Here is a 16,965-nt window from a genome sequence, read left to right as displayed (position 1 = left end):
GCCCCGGCCCCCGCGGCCGCCTCCGGCGCCGCGAGCGGGAACAGCCGCGCCAGCACGTCCGCCAGCGTCACCACGCCGAGCGTCCGGCCCTCATCGAGGACCAGGGCCAGGTGCTGCCGCTCCTCGCGCATCTGCGTCAGCGCCCCCGACACCGGCGCGCCGGCCTCGAGCCGCAGCACCGGTCGCGCCAGCGCCCCCACGGGCGCGGCGTCCGGGTGGGCCAGCGTGTCCCGCACGTGCACGACCCCGTCGAGCCGGTCGCCGGTGCCCACGAGCACCCGCAGGTGCCCGGACGACTGCGTGGCCCGCCGGACGTCCGCCATCGTCGCGTCCGGCGCCACGGCCGTCGGCGCCCCGCCCGCGCGGACCAGGTCCCGGACGGTCAGCGACTGCAGCTCCAGCGCACCCGTGAGCTGCCGGGAGTAGGACGCGTCCAGCGCGCCGACGTTCGCGGAGTGCTCGACCAGGTGCCGCAGGTCGTCCGGGTTCTGGCCGGTGGCGACCTGGTCGGCCGGCTCGACGCCCACCCGCCGCAGGCACCAGTTCGCCGCCTCGTTGAGCACGCGCAGGAGCGGCCGGGTGAGCCACATGAACGCGCGCATCGGCGTGGCCAGCAGGATCGCGGACGTCTCGGGGTGCGCGATCGCCCAGGACTTCGGCGCCATCTCGCCGACGACCAGGTGCAGGAACGTCACGACGACGAGCGCCAGGACGAACCCGGCCACGTCCGCGAGCCAGAGCGCGACGCCCCAGCCCTCGAACAGGGGCGTCAGCCAGTGGTGCACCGCGGGCTTGGTCACGGCGCCGAGCGCCAGGGTGCAGGCCGTGATGCCGAGCTGGGACCCGGCGAGCAGGACGGTGAGCTCGGTCGAGCTGCGCAGCGCGGCCCGGGCGGACCGGCTGCGCGGCGCGGCCTCCTCCAGCCGGTACCGCTTCGCGGCGAGCGCCGCGAACTCGACGGCCACGAAGAACGCCGACAGGGCGATCAGCCCCACGGTGACGATCACGACGACGAGGGGGCTCATCGGTTCTCCTCCTGGTCGCGCTGGACGGCGTCGGCGCGCTCGTCGTCGGTGGGCGGCGGGTCGGCGGGCACGGTGACCCGCACCAGCGCCGGGACGTGCCGCTCGATCTCCAGCACGTCGACCCGCATCCACACCGGGTCCGGCTCGCCCGCGTGCGCGAGCTCGCCCGGGTCGTCGGGCAGCAGCAGCACGACGCTGGTCCCGGCCGCGGGCAGGGAGCCGTGCGCGGCGATGACCAGGCCGCCGATCGTCTCCCAGTCGCCGGCGGGCAGGTCGCGGCCCACGGCCCGCTCGACCTCGTCGACGTGGACGTCGCCCGCCATCGTCCAGGCGCCGTCGTCCTCCGCGAGGGTCGGGGCGTGCTCGCCGGTGTCGTGCTCGTCGGTGATCTCGCCGACCAGCTCCTCGGCCAGGTCCTCGAACGTCAGCACGCCGGCGAACCCGCCGTACTCGTCCAGCACGCACGCGAGCTGGTTGCGGCCCGCGGCGAGCTGCCGCAGCGCGTCGGGCAGCACCATCGACGTCGGGACGAGCTCCGGCGCGCGCATGAGGCGCTCGACGGGCTCGCCCGGGTCGGAGGCGACCAGGACGTCCTGCAGGTGCACGACGCCCAGCACCTCGTCGTGGGCGGACAGCACCGGGTACCTCGAGTGCCCGCTCGCCATCTGGTCCCGGACCTGCCCGACGGTGGCGCCGGCGCGCACGACGTCGACCCGCGAGCGCGGGACCATCGCGTGCTCGACGTCCTGGTCGGGGAAGTCGAGGATGCGGTCCAGCAGGACCGACAGCTCCCGCGGCAGGTCGCCCGACTCGGCGGACTCGGCCACGATGTGCTCCAGGTCGCGCGCGGTCGCGGAGTGCTCCACGTCGTGCACCGGCTCGATGCGCAGCACGCGCAGCAGCGCGTTCGACGCGGAGTCGAACACCCGGATCAGCCAGCCGAACACGGTCAGGTACGCGGTGGTCGACCCGGCCAGCCGCACGGCCACGGGCTCGGGGCGGGCGATCGCGAGGTTCTTGGGGAAAAGCTCGCCGAACAGCATCTGCACCAGCGTGGACAGCAGCAGCGCGAGCACGGTGCCGACAGCCACGCCGACGGCGGTGGGCACGCCGACGCCGCCCAGGGCCTCGCCGAGCGCGTCGCCGATCAGCGGCTCCGCCACGTACCCGACGAGCAGGCCGGTCACGGTGATGCCGAGCTGGGCGCCCGACAGCATGAAGGAGGTGCGCCGGGTCACGGACAGCGCCCGGCGCGCGCCGGCGTCGCCGTCGGCCGCGCGGGCGTTCAGCCGCGACCGGTCGACGGCCATGTACGCGAACTCCTGCGCGACGAAGTACCCGGTCGCGGCGGTGATCGCCAGCACGACGAGCACGCCCAGGAGCAGGGACAGGACCCACATCAGCTCTCACCCCCCGTCGCCGTCTCGCGCGGGCGCAGGGGGTGGGTACTACTGTCGCCGTCCATCTCTCTCCAGGTCGGGGCCACGATCGACTCCCCCAACGCGCGAGCGGGCGTCCCGGTTCCCGCCGTCCAGGGACGAACGTCCCGGCGGTCAGACCCAGTAGCCGGACGACGCCGAGTACGCCCCCTGGTACTGCCCGCGGCGCAGCCGGATGGCGTTGCGCTTGACGTCGTACGCCAGCAGCCGCCACTCCGGCAGGGTCCACCGCCGCGCCACCGAGACCAGGACCCGCGCACGGTCCGCGGGCGGCACCGGCGCCACCAGCGGCTCGGCGAGCATCCGGTAGGCGAGGTACCACTGCGGGAACGCGACAGGGCGCCGGAAGGCCGGGTCGTAGCTGCGCACCTGCACGATCGGGTCGGCTCCCACGGCCTTGCTGTTCTGGTTGTCGTGCCGCCGGCACCGGAACAGCCGCTCCGGGACCACGACCCACTCCGCCCGCAGCGCCGACCGGATGCCCAGCACGATGTCCCCGCCGAAGAACCGCGGGTGCCCGCCCATCGCCCGCAGCGCGTCGGTGCGCAGCACGCCGCCCCAGGCGATGGCCTGCCAGGACGAGCGCCGCAGCAGCTGGTCGACCCGCTCGGCGGGGGCCAGGCCGAGGTACGACAGGTCCTCGTCGTCCATGAACCCGACCACGTCGCCCGCGGCGTCCACCAGCGTCACCCGCGGGAACGCGATGTCGGCCCCGGGGTGCGCGAGCAGGGCCTCCCGGCACCGCACGAGGTGCTGCGGCTCCACCACGTCGTCGGCGGCGTTCCACAGGAACAGCGGCGCGCGCGCCAGGTCGAGCACCCGGTTGAAGTTCCACGGCACGCCGCGGTTCTGCTCGGACCGCACGTAGCGGAACCGCGGGTCCGCCTCGGCGAACGCCCGGGCGATCTTGCCCGTCTCGTCCGTCGACCCGTTGTCGGAGACGATCACCTCGATGTCGTGGAGGTCCTGGTCGCGCAGCGCGGTGAGGGCCTCCTCCAGGTAGAGGTCGCCGTTGTAGACGGGCACCCCCACGCTCACCAGCGGCGCGGGGCGGTCGTCGGCCGGCCGCGCGGGCGCGGCGTCGTCGGGCAGCTGCACGGGCGGGCCTCCCTGGTGACGCACCCGGGCCGACTGCTGAGCCTGCCCGATATGTGACGTTTGCCCGGATAGTACGCGCGATTCACCCGGATGCGCGCCCGATCGGCCGCCCGGTGTCACCCGGCGGGGCGCCCGGGCGGGTCACCCGCGCCGGTCGTCCCCGTCCTGCAGCCCCAGGTGCACCACGAGCAGCGCGATGTCGTCCTCGGGCGCGTCCCCTGCCGCCCCGCGCGCCAGCACCGCGTCCGCGAGGAACGCGGCGTCGAGCGTGGCGGACCCCGTGGCCCGGGCCTGCGCCTCCGGGGCGAGCTCCGCGACGAGCTCCGCCAGCGCGTCGATCCCCTCCTGCAGGTGCGCCCCCCGCCGCTCGACCAGCCCGTCGGTGTACAGCAGCACCGTCGACCCGCGCGGCAGCTCGACCACCGAGTCGGTGCGCGCGTTCTCCGGGGACACCCCGAGCACCAGCTCCGGCCGCGGTGCGCGCAGCTCCCGCACGGTGCCGTCCGGCGCCACGAGCAGCGGCGGCAGGTGGCCCGCGTTGGTCCAGCGGAACCGGGTGGTGCCCGCCGCCCGGTCCTCGGCCGTCTGCTCCAGCCGGCCGACCACCGCGGTCGCCATGGCGTCGACCCGCAGCGTGTCCAGCGCGGTGTCCAGGGAGCGCAGCACCTCCGCCGGGCTGCCGCCGGTGGTGGCCGCGATGCCGCGCAGCAGCGTGCGGACCTGGCTCATCACCGCCGCGGCGTGCCGGTCGTGCCCCATGACGTCGCCGATCACCACCACGGTCGACCCCGAGGGCTGGAGGAACGCGTCGTACCAGTCGCCGCCGACCTGGGCGGCCCGGGCCGCCGGCACGTAGCGGACCGCGACGTCCATGTCGTCCGGCTGGGCGGGCGCGGACAGCAGCGCGCGCTGGAGCGTCTCGGCCATCCCGCGCTGCCCCTCGTACAGGCGGGCGTTGTCCAGCGCGAGCCCGGCCCGGTCGGCGACCTGCACCAGCAGCGCGAGGTCCTGGTCCGCGAGGTCCGCGTGCCCCTCGTCGAGGAACAGGGAGATCGCGCCGACCGTGCGGCCGCGGGCCCGCATCGGCACCGCGTACCCGGTCCGGGGCGCCAGCTCGGCGAACACGTCGCGCGCCTCCCCGGTGAGCAGCGGCAGCACCGCCGCGGTCGCGCCCGGGATCACCACGGGCTCCCCCGAGTGCAGGGCGCGGTGCAGGAACGACGACGGGGACAGGGCGCCGAGCCGGAGCTGGGCGTACCGGGCCACCGCCCGCCGGCGCGCGGGGTGGGCGTGGTACCCCGCGATGTCGCGGAGCTGCCGGTCCTCGTCCCACAGGGTCACCAGCGCCCACGACCCGAAGTGCCGGACCACGTGCCGCGCGAGCCGGCCGACCGCGTACTCGGTGTCCAGCGTCGCGCTCAGGTCCTCGCCCACGGTGGCGAGCAGGGCCAGCCGGCTGGTCGCCGCGTCCGCCTCGGCGAGCGCGGCGGAGCGCTGCTCCTCGAGCCGGCGGCGCGCGGTGATGTCGTGGAAGTACACCGACAGCCCGTCGGGACCGGGGTGCGCCCGCACCTCGTACCAGCCGTCGAGCGGTGGCGGGTAGTACGCCTCGAAGGACCGCGCCGTGCCCGTCTCGGCCGCGCCGCGGTAGTGCTCCTCGAACGCCGACCCCAGGGACAGCGGGAACAGGTCCCAGATCACGCCGCCCAGCAGCTCGCCGCGGGTGCGGCCGAGCACCCGCTCGGCCTCCGCGTTGACGTAGGTGAACCGCCACGCGTCGTCCAGCAGGAAGAACGCGGTCTGCATGGTCTCGAGCACGCGGGCGATCCGGGCGTCGGCCTCGCGCTCGACGGTCGTGTCGTACGCGGCGCCGAGCACCCGCACCGCGGCGCCGTCCGGGCCGGGCAGCGCCATGCCCTTCGCCCGGACCCAGCGCACCTCGCCCGACGGGTGCACGACCCGGTACTCGGCGGAGTACTGCGCCACGCGGCCGATCGCGTCCTGGAGCGCCTCCGCGACGCGCGCGCGGTCGTCGGGGTGCAGGCACGCCTCGAACGCGGCGATCGTGCCGCCGAACGTCCCGGGCGCCAGGCCGAAGATCGCGTGCAGCTCGTCGTCCCAGGCGAGCACCCCGGTGACCAGGTCCCAGTCGAAGCTGCCGACCTCGCCCGCGGTCACCGCGAGCTGCCACCGCACGCGGTCGGCCTCGTACTCCACGGCCAGGGCCGAGAGCTCCAGCTCCGCGACCGCGGACGCCGCCAGGTCGGTGAGCACGAGCACGTCGTCGGTCGACCAGGCGCGCACCTGGGCGTCGTACACGCACAGCGCGCCGACCACGTGGCCGTCCTTGCCGACGAGCGGCACCCCGAGGTACGCGCGCACCTGGTCGTCCGCCACCACGTCGAGGTCGCGCAGCCGGTCGTCCCCGCGGGCGTCCGCGACGACGAGCGGCTGACCGAGCCGCGCGGTCACGGCGCACACCCGGTCCTGCAGCGCGCTGCGCGTGCCGGTCGCGCCGACGACCGGGCCGGCCTCCGCGGGGGCCGGCCCGCCGGTGCCGGCGCTGGGCACGTCGGCCAGCAGGGACACCTGCGAGGACGAGGCGGCGAGCAGCCGGGAGGCCAGCTGCGCCAGGCGCTCCAGCGCGGGGTTGCCGACGGAGCTCAGGAGGCGCTGCGCGGCGGCCCGGGGCGACGGCGTCGCGGGGCTCCCCGCGGGATGGTCGGGCACAGGTCCCTCCATCTGTCGCGGCCTGCGTGCAGCATAGGCGAGGGAAGCGGTCCCGCGGCCCGGCCCGGCCGGCCCGCGGGACCGCCCCGGCTCAGGAGGACGCGAGCGCGGGCGCGGGCGCGCCGCCGTCCGCGCGGTCGGCCGGCTCGCCCGGGGCCACCCGGTCGCGGTCGTCGGCCATGAGGAACCGCGCCACGAGGGTGACCGCCAGGATCACGCCCGCCATGATCAGGTACGAGTGGGCGAACCCGATCGCCGCGTACGAGGCGCCGAACACGGACGCGAAGATCGCGATGCCGATCTGCTTGGCGAAGTTGAACCCCAGCATGTAGGCCGTGGCGGAGATCCGGACGTCGAACATCCGGGTGATGTACTTCATGACCGACACGAGCAGGAACGGCATCTCGATCGCGGCCAGCAGGCGCCAGGCGATCAGCAGCCACTCGTGCGTGAAGAACGCCGAGCCGAGGACCCGCACCAGCAGGATCGCCGCGAACACCATCAGCCCCTTGCGGGCGCCGATCTTGTTGACGATGAACGGCGCGGCGACCATGAACGCCGCCTCGGCGAAGATCTGCACCGCCACGACCCGGGAGAACAGCACCTCCGGGTCGCCGCTGGTGACGAACGTGGCGAAGTAGTTCGGGAACTGCTGGTCGAACACGTCGTACAGCGCGGCGGTGCCGAACATCAGGACGACGAACCCGAGGAAGTTCCGGTCGCGCAGCAGGGCCAGCACGGTCTCCTTGGAGACCTTCGTGCCGCCCGAGCCGGCGTCGGCCCCGGCGCCCGCGGACTCGGCGCCGTCGCCCCGGGGCACCCGGGCCACGAACAGCAGCGTGCCCAGCACGATCGCCGACACCGAGCCGGCCCACCAGATGCTGTCCGGGTTGGCCGCCCAGATGAACCCGCCGACCAGCGCCGCCGTGCCGCCGGCGAGCGAGCCGAACAGCCGGGCGTGGCCGTACTCGTAGCCGTTGGCGCGGCTGGCGCGCTCGCTGAACGCCTCCACGACGCCCACGCCGGAGTTCAGGCACAGGCTGAGGAACACGCCGCCGACGACCGCCGCCAGGTACTCGTTCACGCCGATCAGCGGCTGGAACACGAACACGAAGAACGGCCCCATGAACGCCGCGCACAGCACGACGAACGCGAACAGGTACTTCTTGAAGCCGAGCCGGTCCTGCAGGAACCCGTAGACCGGCTGGAGCGCGAGCGCGGTGATCGCGGAGACGGTGCTGACGACGCCGATCGCGCCGGTGCCCATGCCCTCGCGGGCGAGCCAGAGCGGCAGGAACGTGAACGCGAGCTGCCAGATCGCGAAGTAGAAGAAGAACAGGCCGCCGTAGTTCCAGAACACGCCGCGCTTGAGCGACTCCAGGGCGCTCGGGCGCTGCTCGGCTGCGGGGGTGGTGCTGGTGCTCACTGCGGGTCTCCGGCGGGGCTGAGGACCTCGGTCGAGGTCGGGGTGGGGCGGGTGTCGGGCACGGGCGTGCCCCAGAGGGGCTCGCCGCGGTCGTCGAACCGCAGGACCTGGGCGCGGGCGTGCCGGTTGGGGTCCCACAGCGGGTCGCCGACGATCTCGGTGTAGGTGCGGGCGTGGTAGACCAGCACCGGCGTGCCGTCGGGCAGCTCGGTGAACGAGTTGTGCCCCGGCCCGTACTGCCCGGCGGACGGGTCGGAGACGAACACCGGGGTCGGGCTCTTGGTCCAGGACGCCGGGTCCAGCAGGTCGCTGCCGAGGTCCGCGGTCAGCAGGCCCATCGCGTAGTCGATGCCGGTGGCCGCACCGGAGTAGGTCAGGAACACCTTCTGGCCGCGGACGAGGACCGAGGGGCCCTCGTTCACCCAGAAGCCCCTGACCTCCCAGTCGAACTCCGGGCGGGTCAGCTCGACCGCCGGGCCGGCCAGGGTCCACGGGTTCGCCATCGGCGCGATGTACAGGTTGGAGTGCCCGCGCACGTCGAACGCCTGCTGCGCCCAGACCAGGTACTGCGTCCCGTCGATGACGGTGCTGGTCGCGTCCAGGGCGAAGGACTCCCACCCGGTGTCGACCTGGCCCTTCTCGACCCACTGCCCGTCGAACGGGTCGGCGGCGGTGTTCTCCAGCACGTAGATCCGGTGGTTGAACGTCTCGGCCGTGCCCGGCACGTCGACGGTGCCGTGGTCGTCCGGGGCCGCGGCGTAGTAGATGTACCAGGAGCCGTCGACCCGGTGGATCTCGGGGGCCCAGATCAGGTGCGACTGCGGACCGGTCGCGTGCCGGGTCCAGATCGTCACCTCCGGCGCGGCCTGCAGGTCCTCCAGCCGCTGCGCACGACGCAGCACGATCCGGTCGTACAACGGGTGCGACCCCGTGAAGTAGTACTGCCCCTCGTGCCGCAGCACGCACGGGTCCGCCCGCTGCAGCACGATCGGGTTCACGCCCACACCGGCGCCGACGTCCGTCACTGTCGTCTCCTCGTCGAGAGCGCCGGGCTCGTCCCCGGCGGACTTCTCCATCGTTGTATGTTAACGCTCACACACCGTACGTCCCGCTGTCCAGCCGACGGCCGGGACGCTGGTCCCGGGTGGCACGGCCCGGCGCCCCGCGACCCCGGCGCGCCGCGGCACGCGTCCGCCGGCCGCCGGTAGCCTGTCCGGCGCACCCGCCGCCGACCACCCGGAGCCCTGCATGCCCGCGCTCGACGACCCCGCCCCGCGCCCGGCGCCCGCCGCCCGCGGCTCCGGGCTCGCCCCGGGCGCCCGCGACTCCCGCATCCCGCCGCGGTGGCTGCCGCGCGCGCTGGCGATGGGCGTGGTCGCGGTGTTCGCCGGGATCCTGGTCTGGCGCGCGGCGTCCATGCTCGGCAACGTCCTCACGATCATCGTCATCTCGTGGTTCGTGGCCCTCGCGATGGAGCCGATGATCCTGTGGCTCGGCCGGCGCGGGGTGAAGCGGCCGCTGGCGACCGGCATCACGATGGTCGGCGCGCTCGTCCTCGGGATCGCGGTGCTCGGCCTGCTCGGCGGGCTGTTCGTCAACCAGCTCGTCGACCTGGTGCAGTCCATCCCCGGCTACTACGCGGACCTGCGCGCGATGGCCGCGGACCGGTTCGACATCCAGCTGCCCCGGACCGACGAGCTGCTGAACAACGCCGGCGACTACGTCGGCAGCATCGCGCCCGGCGTGATCGGCGTCGGCACCTCGATCGCGGGCGGGCTGTTCACGGCCACCGCCGTGCTGCTCGTCGTCTACTACATGGCCAGCGCCGGGCCGAAGTTCCGCGCGGCCGTGTGCCGGTACCTCGCGCCGCACCGGCAGCGCGAGGTGCTCCGGGTGTGGGAGGTGTCCCAGGACAAGGTCGCGGGGTTCATCAACTCCCGGCTCGTGCTCGCCGCCATCTCCACCGTCGCGACCTGGGCGTTCCTGCAGCTGCTGAGCATCCCGTACGCGCTGCCGCTCGCCGTGTTCACCGGCCTGGTGTCGCAGTTCATCCCGACCGTCGGCACCTACATCGGCGGCGCCCTGCCCGTGCTGGTGGCGCTCACCGTGTCGCCGCTGCGGGCCCTCGCGGTGCTGGCGTTCATCATCGCGTACCAGCAGGTGGAGAACCTGGTCCTCACCCCGAAGGTGTCGCAGCGGTCGCTCGCGCTCAACCCGGCCGTCGCGTTCCTGTCGGTCATCGCCGCGGGCGCGGTGTTCGGTGCCCTCGGGGCGTTCCTGGCGCTGCCGGTCGTCGCGACGATCCAGGCGGTGCTGTCGACCTACCTGCGGCGGCACGAGCTGGTGGACCCGACCCTGCTCCAGGACGAGTCGGTCGGCCGACGCAAGGACGACGAGGCGCGCGACGGCGGGGACGAGCTCCGGCCCCCGGTCGCGCCGCCCGTCGACCCGGCCTAGCGTCGGGCGCACCGGCGCCGCGCGGGTGCCGGACCCGACCCGAGGAGGACGCGTGACCGACTCGACCGACGACTGGATCCCGGACACCCCCGGGGAGGACCCCGAGGCGGTCGACGCCGAGCCCGAGCGGGAACTCGGCGGCGTCGACCGGGGCGACGACGTGGCCCAGGACCTCGAGGAGAACCTCGAGGACGGCGCGATGACCGCCGAGCCGGACCCGGTCGAGCCCCCGGACTGACCGCACCCCTCCTCGGTGGACGGTCTGGCCCGACACGCCGTGGGCGTGTCGGGCCAGACCGTCCACCCGTCGCCCCCTCAGGCGTAGAAGACCTCGTCCACCGCCTGGCGCGCGCGGCGCGACGCGCGCAGCCACGCGTCCTCGAGGTCCTGCCCCGACCCGGACGGGTAGCCCAGCACCGCGGCCAGCCCGGTGAGCACCTGCCGGTCGTGCGGCAGCACGTCGGCCGTCCCGCCGGTCCGCCCGGTCCACAGCACCAGCGCGTCCCGCAGACGCGAGGCCAGGTCCCACGCCTCGACCAGCACCGCCGCGTCGTCCGCGGACACCAGCCCCGCCTCCCGGGCCGCGGCCAGGGCGTCGAGCGTCGACGTCGTGCGCAGCGCGGGCACCGCGTGCGCGTGCCGGAGCTGCAGCAGCTGGGCGGTCCACTCGACGTCGGCGATGCCGCCGCGGCCGAGCTTGAGGTGCCGGGTCGGGTCGACGCCGCGCGGCAGCCGCTCCGCCTCCACGCGGGCCTTGATCCGCCGGACCTCCCGCACGCCGGCGGCGTCCAGCCCGCCCGCGGGGTAGCGCAGCGGGTCGACCAGGGCCACGAACCGCTCCCCCAGCACCGCGTCGCCCGCCACCGGCCGGGCCCGCAGCAGCGCCTGGCTCTCCCACACCAGCGACCAGCGGGCGTAGTACTCGGCGTAGGCGTCGAACGAGCGCACCAGCGGGCCGTTGCGGCCCTCCGGCCGCAGGTCGGCGTCCACCTCCAGGGCGGGTTCGGGGCCCACGGCGCCGAGCAGCGCGCGCAGCCGGGTGGCCACGCCGGTGGCGAACTCCTGCGCCAGCACCCCGTCCGGGCCCCCGGCGCCGCGCACCGGGTCGTGCACGAACAGCACGTCGGCGTCCGAGGTGTACCCCATCTCGCGCCCGCCGAGCCGCCCCATCGCCACCACGAGCAGCCGCGTCGGGTCGGCGTCCAGCCCGCGCGCGGCCCGCTCCTCCCACGCCGCCACCCGCAGCGCCCCGGCCAGCAGCACGTCGGCCGTCGCCGTCAGGCTGCGGGACGCCCGGGTGCCCGTCACGACGCCGAGCACGTCCGCGACCGCGGTGCGGGCGAGCTCCCGGCGGCGCAGCGCGCGCAGGGCGGTCGCCGCGGGCACCGGCTCCGTCGCGCGGGTGAGGATCGCGTCCGCCTCGGCCGCCAGCCGGTCCTGGCTGCGCGGCTCGAGCTCGGCGTCGTCGTCCAGCCAGGCCACCGACTCCGGCGACCGGGCCAGCGCGTCCGCGACGTACCGGGAGGTCGACAGCGCGCGCGCCAGCCGCTCCGCGGCCGTGCCGGAGTCGCGGAGCATCTTGAGGTACCAGTGCGTGCCGCCGAGCGTCTCGGACAGCCGCCGGAACGCGAGCAGCCCGCCGTCGGGGTCCGGGCCGTCGGCGAACCAGCCGATCATCACCGGCAGCAGCTGCCGCTGGATCGCCGAGCGCCGGGTCACGCCCTCGGTCAGCGCGGCGATGTGCCGGACCGCGCCGGCCGGGTCGCGGTAGCCGACCGCTGCCAGCCGCTCCCGCGCGGCCTCGGGGGCGAGGCTCACCTCCTCGGTCGACAGCTGCGCGGTCGCCGGGAGCAGCGGCCGGTAGAACAGCGCCTCGTGCAGGTCGCGCACCTCGCGGCGCACCTGCCGCCAGCGCTCCAGCAGCCCCTCGGCGCCCTCGGCGCGCATCCCGAGCGACCGGGCGAGCCGGCGCAGGTCGGCCTCGGCGGTCGGCATCAGGTGGGTGCGGCGCAGCCGGTGCAGCTGGATCCGGTGCTCGATCGCCCGCAGGAACCGGTAGCAGACCGCGAGCTGCCCGGCGTGCTCCCGCCCGACGTACCCGGCCGCCGACAGCGCCGCCAGCGCGGTCAGCGTGTTGCCGCTGCGGATCTCCGGGTCGGCGCGGCCGTGCACGAGCTGCAGCAGCTGGACGGTGAACTCGACGTCCCGGAGCCCGCCGACGCCGAGCTTGATCTGCCGGTCCGCCTCCGCCGCCGGCACGTTCTTCTCCACGCGCCGGCGCATCGCCTGCGAGTCGGCGACGAAGTTCTCCCGCCGGACCGCCTGCCAGACCATCGGGTTGGTCGTCTCGACGTACGCCCGCCCGAGCTCCGGGTCGCCGGCGAGCGGGCGGGCCTTGAGCAGCGCCTGGAACTCCCAGGTCTTGGCCCAGCGCTCGTAGTACGACCGGTGCGAGTCGAGGGTGCGCACCAGCGGGCCGTCCTTGCCCTCGGGGCGCAGGGCGGCGTCGACCGGCCACAGCGCCGGCTCGCCGGACGGCGCGGCGCACGCCCGCGCCAGCGCGGTCGCGAGCCGGGTGCCCGCGGCCAGGGCCTCGGCCTCGTCGGCACCGTCGACCGGCTCGGCGACGTAGACCACGTCCACGTCGCTGACGTAGTTCAGCTCGCGCCCGCCGGTCTTGCCCATGCCGATGACCGCGAGCCGCACGGACGCCCCGTGGTCGTCGAGCTCGGCGCGGGCCAGGGCCAGCGAGGCCTCCAGCGCGGCGGCGGCGAGGTCCGCCAGGGCGGCGGCGACGCCCGGCAGCCGGGTCAGGGGCTCGCCGGACGTGAGGTCGGTGGCGGCGATCCGCAGCAGCCGGCGCCGGTACGCGCGCCGCATGGCGTCGACGCCGTCCGGCCCGGCGAGGCGCGCCACGGGGACCGCGGCCTCGGGGTCCGCGCCGACGGCCGCCAGCAGCTCCGCCCGCACCTGGCCGGCCGGCACGCCGGTGCCGGGGGCGTCGTCCAGCACGACGTCCAGGTGCTCGGGGTGCGCGCTCAGGTCGTCGCCGAGCGCCACGGACGCGCCGACGACGGCGAGCAGCCGGTCCCGCGCCGGGCCGTCCTCGGCGAGCGCGGCGGCGAGCCGGTCGCGGCGCGCGGCGTCGGGCTCCACGGCGCCCGCGATCTTCGCGAGCGACAGCAGGGCCTGGTCGGGGTCGGCGGACTCGGCGAGCGCGGGGACCAGCGCCTCGGACGCGAGCCGCGCGGCGCCCGGGAGCCCGTCCGGTCCGGTCGCCGGACGCGGCGCGCCGTCGTCCGGGACGGCGTCCTCGCCGCCCACGAGCCGCAGCAGCGCGGCGTCGGCCAGCAGCCGCTCCGCGCGCGCGACGTCCGCGAACCCCGCGCGGGTCAGCCGACCCGCGAGCGTGCTGCCCCGACCGACCGACGTGCTGCTCACGCCCTCACGCTACCGACCCGCCGCCGCCCCGCGCCCCCGCGTCCCGAAACGCCGAGATGGCACCTCTCGGCTGCGTCACCGCGGGGGCGCACAGCCGAGAGGTGCCATCTCGCCGAGATCCGACCGGCGGGTCAGAGCATCGGGAGGAAGCGGCGCAGCTCGTAGGGGGTGACCTGGGAGCGGTACTCCTCCCACTCGCGCTTCTTGTTCTTCAGCACGAAGTCGAAGACGTGCTCGCCCAGCGTCTCCGCGACCAGCTCGGACCGCTCCATGACCGCGATGGCGTTCTCCAGCGTCGCCGGCAGCGGCTCGATGCCCAGCGCGCGGCGCTCGGCGTCCGTCAGCTCCCACACGTCGTCGTCGGCGCCCTCGGGCAGCTCGTAGCCCTCCTCGACGCCCTTGAGGCCCGCCGCCAGCAGCACCGCGAACGCCAGGTACGGGTTGGTGGCCGAGTCGACCGCGCGGTACTCGATGCGCGCCGAGTTGGACTTGCCCGGCTTGTACATCGGCACCCGGACCAGCGCGGACCGGTTGTTGTGGCCCCAGCAGATGTACGACGGCGCCTCGGAGCCGCCCCACAGCCGCTTGTAGGAGTTGGTGAACTGGTTCGTCACCGCGGTGATCTCGGCCGCGTGCCGGAGCAGGCCGGCGATGAACGAGCGCGCCGTCTTGGACAGCTCCAGGTGCCCGCCCGGCTCGTGGAACGCGTTCCGGTCGCCCTCGAACAGCGACAGGTGCGTGTGCATGCCGGAGCCCGGCTGGTCCGCCAGCGGCTTCGGCATGAAGGACGCGAACACGCCCTGCTCCAGCGCGACCTCCTTGACCACGGTGCGGAACGTCATGATGTTGTCCGCGGTGGTCAGGGCGTCGGCGTACCGGAGGTCGATCTCGTTCTGGCCCGGGCCGGCCTCGTGGTGGGAGAACTCCACCGAGATGCCCATCGACTCGAGCATCGTGATCGCGGCGCGCCGGAAGTCGTGGGCGGTGCCGCGCGGCACGTGGTCGAAGTAGCCGCCCTGGTCGACGGGGACCAGCGGCTGCGTCGGGTCGGCCGGGGCGTCGAACAGGTAGAACTCGACCTCGGGGTGCGTGTAGAAGGTGAAGCCCTTGTCGCTCGCCCGGGCGAGCGCGCGCTTGAGCACGTTGCGGCTGTCCGCCAGCGACGGCTCGCCCTCGGGGGTGAGGATGTCGCAGAACATGCGCGCGGTGCCGTGCCGCTCCCCGCGCCAGGGCAGCACCTGGAACGTCGTCGGGTCGGGCTTGGCGATCATGTCCGCCTCGTAGACCCGGGTGAGGCCCTCGATCGAGGAGCCGTCGAACCCGATGCCCTCCGAGAAGGCCGCCTCGAGCTCCGCCGGCGCGACGGCGACGGACTTCAGCGTCCCCAGCACGTCGGTGAACCAGAGCCGGATGAAACGGATGTCGCGCTCCTCCACGGTGCGGAGGACGAACTCCTGCTGCCTGTCCATGGGGACATCCTGCCTGATCCGTGTGTCCGCGAGGTGACGCACGCGCCGGGCCCCGTCGCGCCGGGGCCCTCCCGGCCGGAATAGGCTCACCGGTATGCCTGACCAGACCGGACTCCGCGTCGCCCTCGCCCAGATCGACACCTGCGTGGGCGACCTCGCCGGGAACGCCGACGCCGTCCTCGCCTGGGCCCGCAAGGCGGCCGAGGCCGGGGCCGACCTCGTCGCGTTCCCGGAGATGACCGTCACCGGCTACCCGATCGAGGACCTGGCCCTGCGCGCCTCGTTCCGCCGCGGCGCCGAGCGCGCGCTGGCCGACCTGGCCCGGGCGCTGGACGACGCCGGGCTCGGGGACCTCACGGTCGTGGTGGGCACGGTCGGCGAGCGGACCGTGCGCGAGCACGACGACGCCCCCGCGCGCCCGACGAACCAGGCGGTCGTGCTGCAGCGCGGCTCGGTGCACCAGCGGTACGACAAGCACCACCTGCCGAACTACGGCGTGTTCGACGAGTTCCGCATCTTCACCCCCGGCGGCGAGCCCACCGTCGTCGAGGTGGCCGGGCGCCGCATCGGCCTGCTGATCTGCGAGGACATCTGGCAGGACGGCCCGGTCGCGGAGCTCTCCGACGACGACGTCGACCTGCTCCTCGTCATCAACGGCTCGCCGTTCGAGGAGGGCAAGGGCCACATCCGCACCGACCTGGCCGCGCGCCGGGCCGCCGAGGTCGCCGCCCCGCTCGCCTACGTCAACATGGTCGGCGGCCAGGACGACCTGGTGTTCGACGGCGGCTCGTTCGTCATCGGCCCGGACGGCACGCTGCTGGCGTCGGCGCCGCAGTTCGTCGAGCACCTGCTGGTCTGGGACCTGCCGGCCCGCGGGGCGGACCTCGAGCGCGGCACGACCGCCCCGCCGCTCGACCCGGACGAGGAGATCTACCGCGCGCTGGTGACCGGCCTGGCCGGCTACGTGCGCAAGAACGGCTTCCGCTCCGTCGTCCTCGGCATGTCCGGCGGGATCGACTCCGCGCTGGTGGCGGCCGTCGCGGCGGACGCGATCGGCGGCGACAAGGTCGTCGGGGTGTCCATGCCGTCCCGCTGGTCGTCGGACCACTCCAAGGACGACGCGGCAGACCTCGCCGCCCGCATCGGCGCCGACTACCGGGTGCAGGCGATCAAGCCGATGGTCGACGCCTTCGAGGGCGAGATGGCGCTCGACGGCGTGGCCGCGGAGAACCTGCAGGCCCGGGTGCGCGGCGTCATCCTCATGGCGCTGTCCAACGCCGAGGGCCACCTGGTGCTCGCGACCGGCAACAAGACCGAGCTCGCGGTCGGCTACTCGACCATCTACGGCGACGCGGTCGGCGGGTACGCCCCGCTCAAGGACGTCGACAAGTCCCGGGTGTGGGCGCTGGCGCGGTGGCGGAACAACCACGCCGTCGACGCCGGCCAGGTCCCGCCGATCCCGGAGAACTCCATCACCAAGCCCCCGTCCGCCGAGCTCCGCCCCGGCCAGGTGGACCAGGACTCCCTGCCGCCGTACGACCTGCTCGACCAGGTGCTGGACGCCTACGTCGAGCACGCCGAGGGCCGCGCCGAGCTGCTGGCCCGCGGCTTCGACCCGGAGATCGTCGACAGGGTGCTGTCGCTGGTCGACCGCGCCGAGTGGAAGCGCCGGCAGTACCCGCTCGGCCCCAAGGTGACGGCCCTGGCGTTCGGCCGGGACCGTAGGCTGCCGATCACCACGCGCTGGCGCGAGCCCGTGGACACCGCCGCCTCGGCGGAGGCCACCGCGCGCGCGACCGGCACGACCACCGACACCGTGGAGCAGCACTGATGTCCGAGCAGCCGAACCCGGCAGCCACCCCCGGCGCCCCCGCCTCCCC

At 74.9% G+C, this 16,965-nt stretch carries 11 protein-coding genes; 3 read left to right on the top strand and 8 right to left on the bottom strand.

All coding sequences use genetic code 11. The features are described from left to right. From MHY85_RS15270 to MHY85_RS15245, 6 genes are all read right to left on the bottom strand, one after another. A partial coding sequence (locus MHY85_RS15270) for a hemolysin family protein (protein ID WP_239197774.1) occupies positions 1–1,025 on the bottom strand: 1,025 nt, incomplete at its 3' end. Further along, the gene (locus MHY85_RS15265) at positions 1,022–2,425 is read right to left on the bottom strand and encodes a hemolysin family protein (protein WP_239197773.1); all 1,404 of its coding nucleotides are present in this window, start codon (positions 2,423–2,425) and stop codon (positions 1,022–1,024) included. The genes MHY85_RS15270 and MHY85_RS15265, both read right to left, overlap by 4 nt. Before the next feature lie 153 nt (positions 2,426–2,578). Then, positions 2,579–3,562, bottom strand: a complete 984-nt coding sequence (locus tag MHY85_RS15260; protein ID WP_239197772.1) for a glycosyltransferase family 2 protein — start codon at positions 3,560–3,562, stop codon at positions 2,579–2,581. Positions 3,563–3,703: 141 nt separating this feature from the next. After that, positions 3,704–6,292: a SpoIIE family protein phosphatase gene (locus tag MHY85_RS15255; RefSeq protein WP_239197771.1), complete on the bottom strand. Its 2,589-nt coding sequence runs from the start codon at positions 6,290–6,292 to the stop codon at positions 3,704–3,706. Between the two features lie 91 nt (positions 6,293–6,383). Continuing rightward, entirely contained in the window at positions 6,384–7,718 is a 1,335-nt protein-coding gene (locus tag MHY85_RS15250; RefSeq protein ID WP_239197770.1) for an oligosaccharide MFS transporter, read from the bottom strand. Beyond that, the gene (locus MHY85_RS15245; protein ID WP_239197769.1) at positions 7,715–8,794 is read right to left on the bottom strand and encodes a family 43 glycosylhydrolase; all 1,080 of its coding nucleotides are present in this window, start codon (positions 8,792–8,794) and stop codon (positions 7,715–7,717) included. Before MHY85_RS15245 ends, MHY85_RS15250 begins: the two co-directional genes overlap by 4 nt. A 172-nt stretch (positions 8,795–8,966) precedes the next feature. On the opposite strand from MHY85_RS15245, the gene MHY85_RS15240 reads away from it, so the two are divergent. Next, the gene (locus MHY85_RS15240; protein ID WP_239197768.1) at positions 8,967–10,175 is read left to right on the top strand and encodes an AI-2E family transporter; all 1,209 of its coding nucleotides are present in this window, start codon (positions 8,967–8,969) and stop codon (positions 10,173–10,175) included. 52 nt (positions 10,176–10,227) lie between these two features. Next, on the top strand, positions 10,228–10,413 hold the full coding sequence (locus MHY85_RS15235) for a hypothetical protein (RefSeq protein ID WP_239197767.1): 186 nt from the start codon (positions 10,228–10,230) through the stop codon (positions 10,411–10,413). 77 nt (positions 10,414–10,490) lie between these two features. Here the strand turns inward: MHY85_RS15235 and MHY85_RS15230 are convergent, their stop codons facing one another. Together MHY85_RS15230 and MHY85_RS15225 are read right to left on the bottom strand one after the other, a co-directional pair. Continuing rightward, a complete protein-coding gene (locus tag MHY85_RS15230; protein WP_239197766.1) occupies positions 10,491–13,616 on the bottom strand; it encodes a bifunctional [glutamine synthetase] adenylyltransferase/[glutamine synthetase]-adenylyl-L-tyrosine phosphorylase in 3,126 nt (1,041 codons plus the stop codon). 131 nt (positions 13,617–13,747) lie between these two features. Continuing rightward, complete coding sequence (locus tag MHY85_RS15225; RefSeq protein WP_239197765.1) at positions 13,748–15,085, bottom strand: glutamine synthetase family protein; 1,338 nt, start codon at positions 15,083–15,085, stop codon at positions 13,748–13,750. A 94-nt stretch (positions 15,086–15,179) separates the two neighbouring features. Between MHY85_RS15225 and MHY85_RS15220 the strand changes: the two genes are divergently transcribed. Then, the gene (locus tag MHY85_RS15220) at positions 15,180–16,916 is read left to right on the top strand and encodes an NAD+ synthase (protein WP_239197763.1); all 1,737 of its coding nucleotides are present in this window, start codon (positions 15,180–15,182) and stop codon (positions 16,914–16,916) included. Positions 16,917–16,965 lie beyond the last annotated feature (49 nt).

This window comes from Cellulomonas sp. ACRRI, assembly GCF_022346185.1.
Lineage (GTDB): Bacteria > Actinomycetota > Actinomycetes > Actinomycetales > Cellulomonadaceae > Cellulomonas.
This window is presented reverse-complemented; position numbering and strand designations above follow the sequence as displayed.

Bases quoted from the DNA above. Each gene is read 5' to 3' on its own strand.
- MHY85_RS15265 (WP_239197773.1), bottom strand. From the start codon at position 2,425: ATGTGGGTCCTGTCCCTGCTCCTGGGCGTGCTCGTCGTGCTGGCGATC.
- MHY85_RS15245 (WP_239197769.1), bottom strand. From the start codon at position 8,794: ATGGAGAAGTCCGCCGGGGACGAGCCCGGCGCTCTCGACGAGGAGACG.
- MHY85_RS15240 (WP_239197768.1), top strand. From the start codon at position 8,967: ATGCCCGCGCTCGACGACCCCGCCCCGCGCCCGGCGCCCGCCGCCCGC.
- MHY85_RS15225 (WP_239197765.1), bottom strand. From the start codon at position 15,085: ATGGACAGGCAGCAGGAGTTCGTCCTCCGCACCGTGGAGGAGCGCGAC.
- MHY85_RS15220 (WP_239197763.1), top strand. From the start codon at position 15,180: ATGCCTGACCAGACCGGACTCCGCGTCGCCCTCGCCCAGATCGACACC.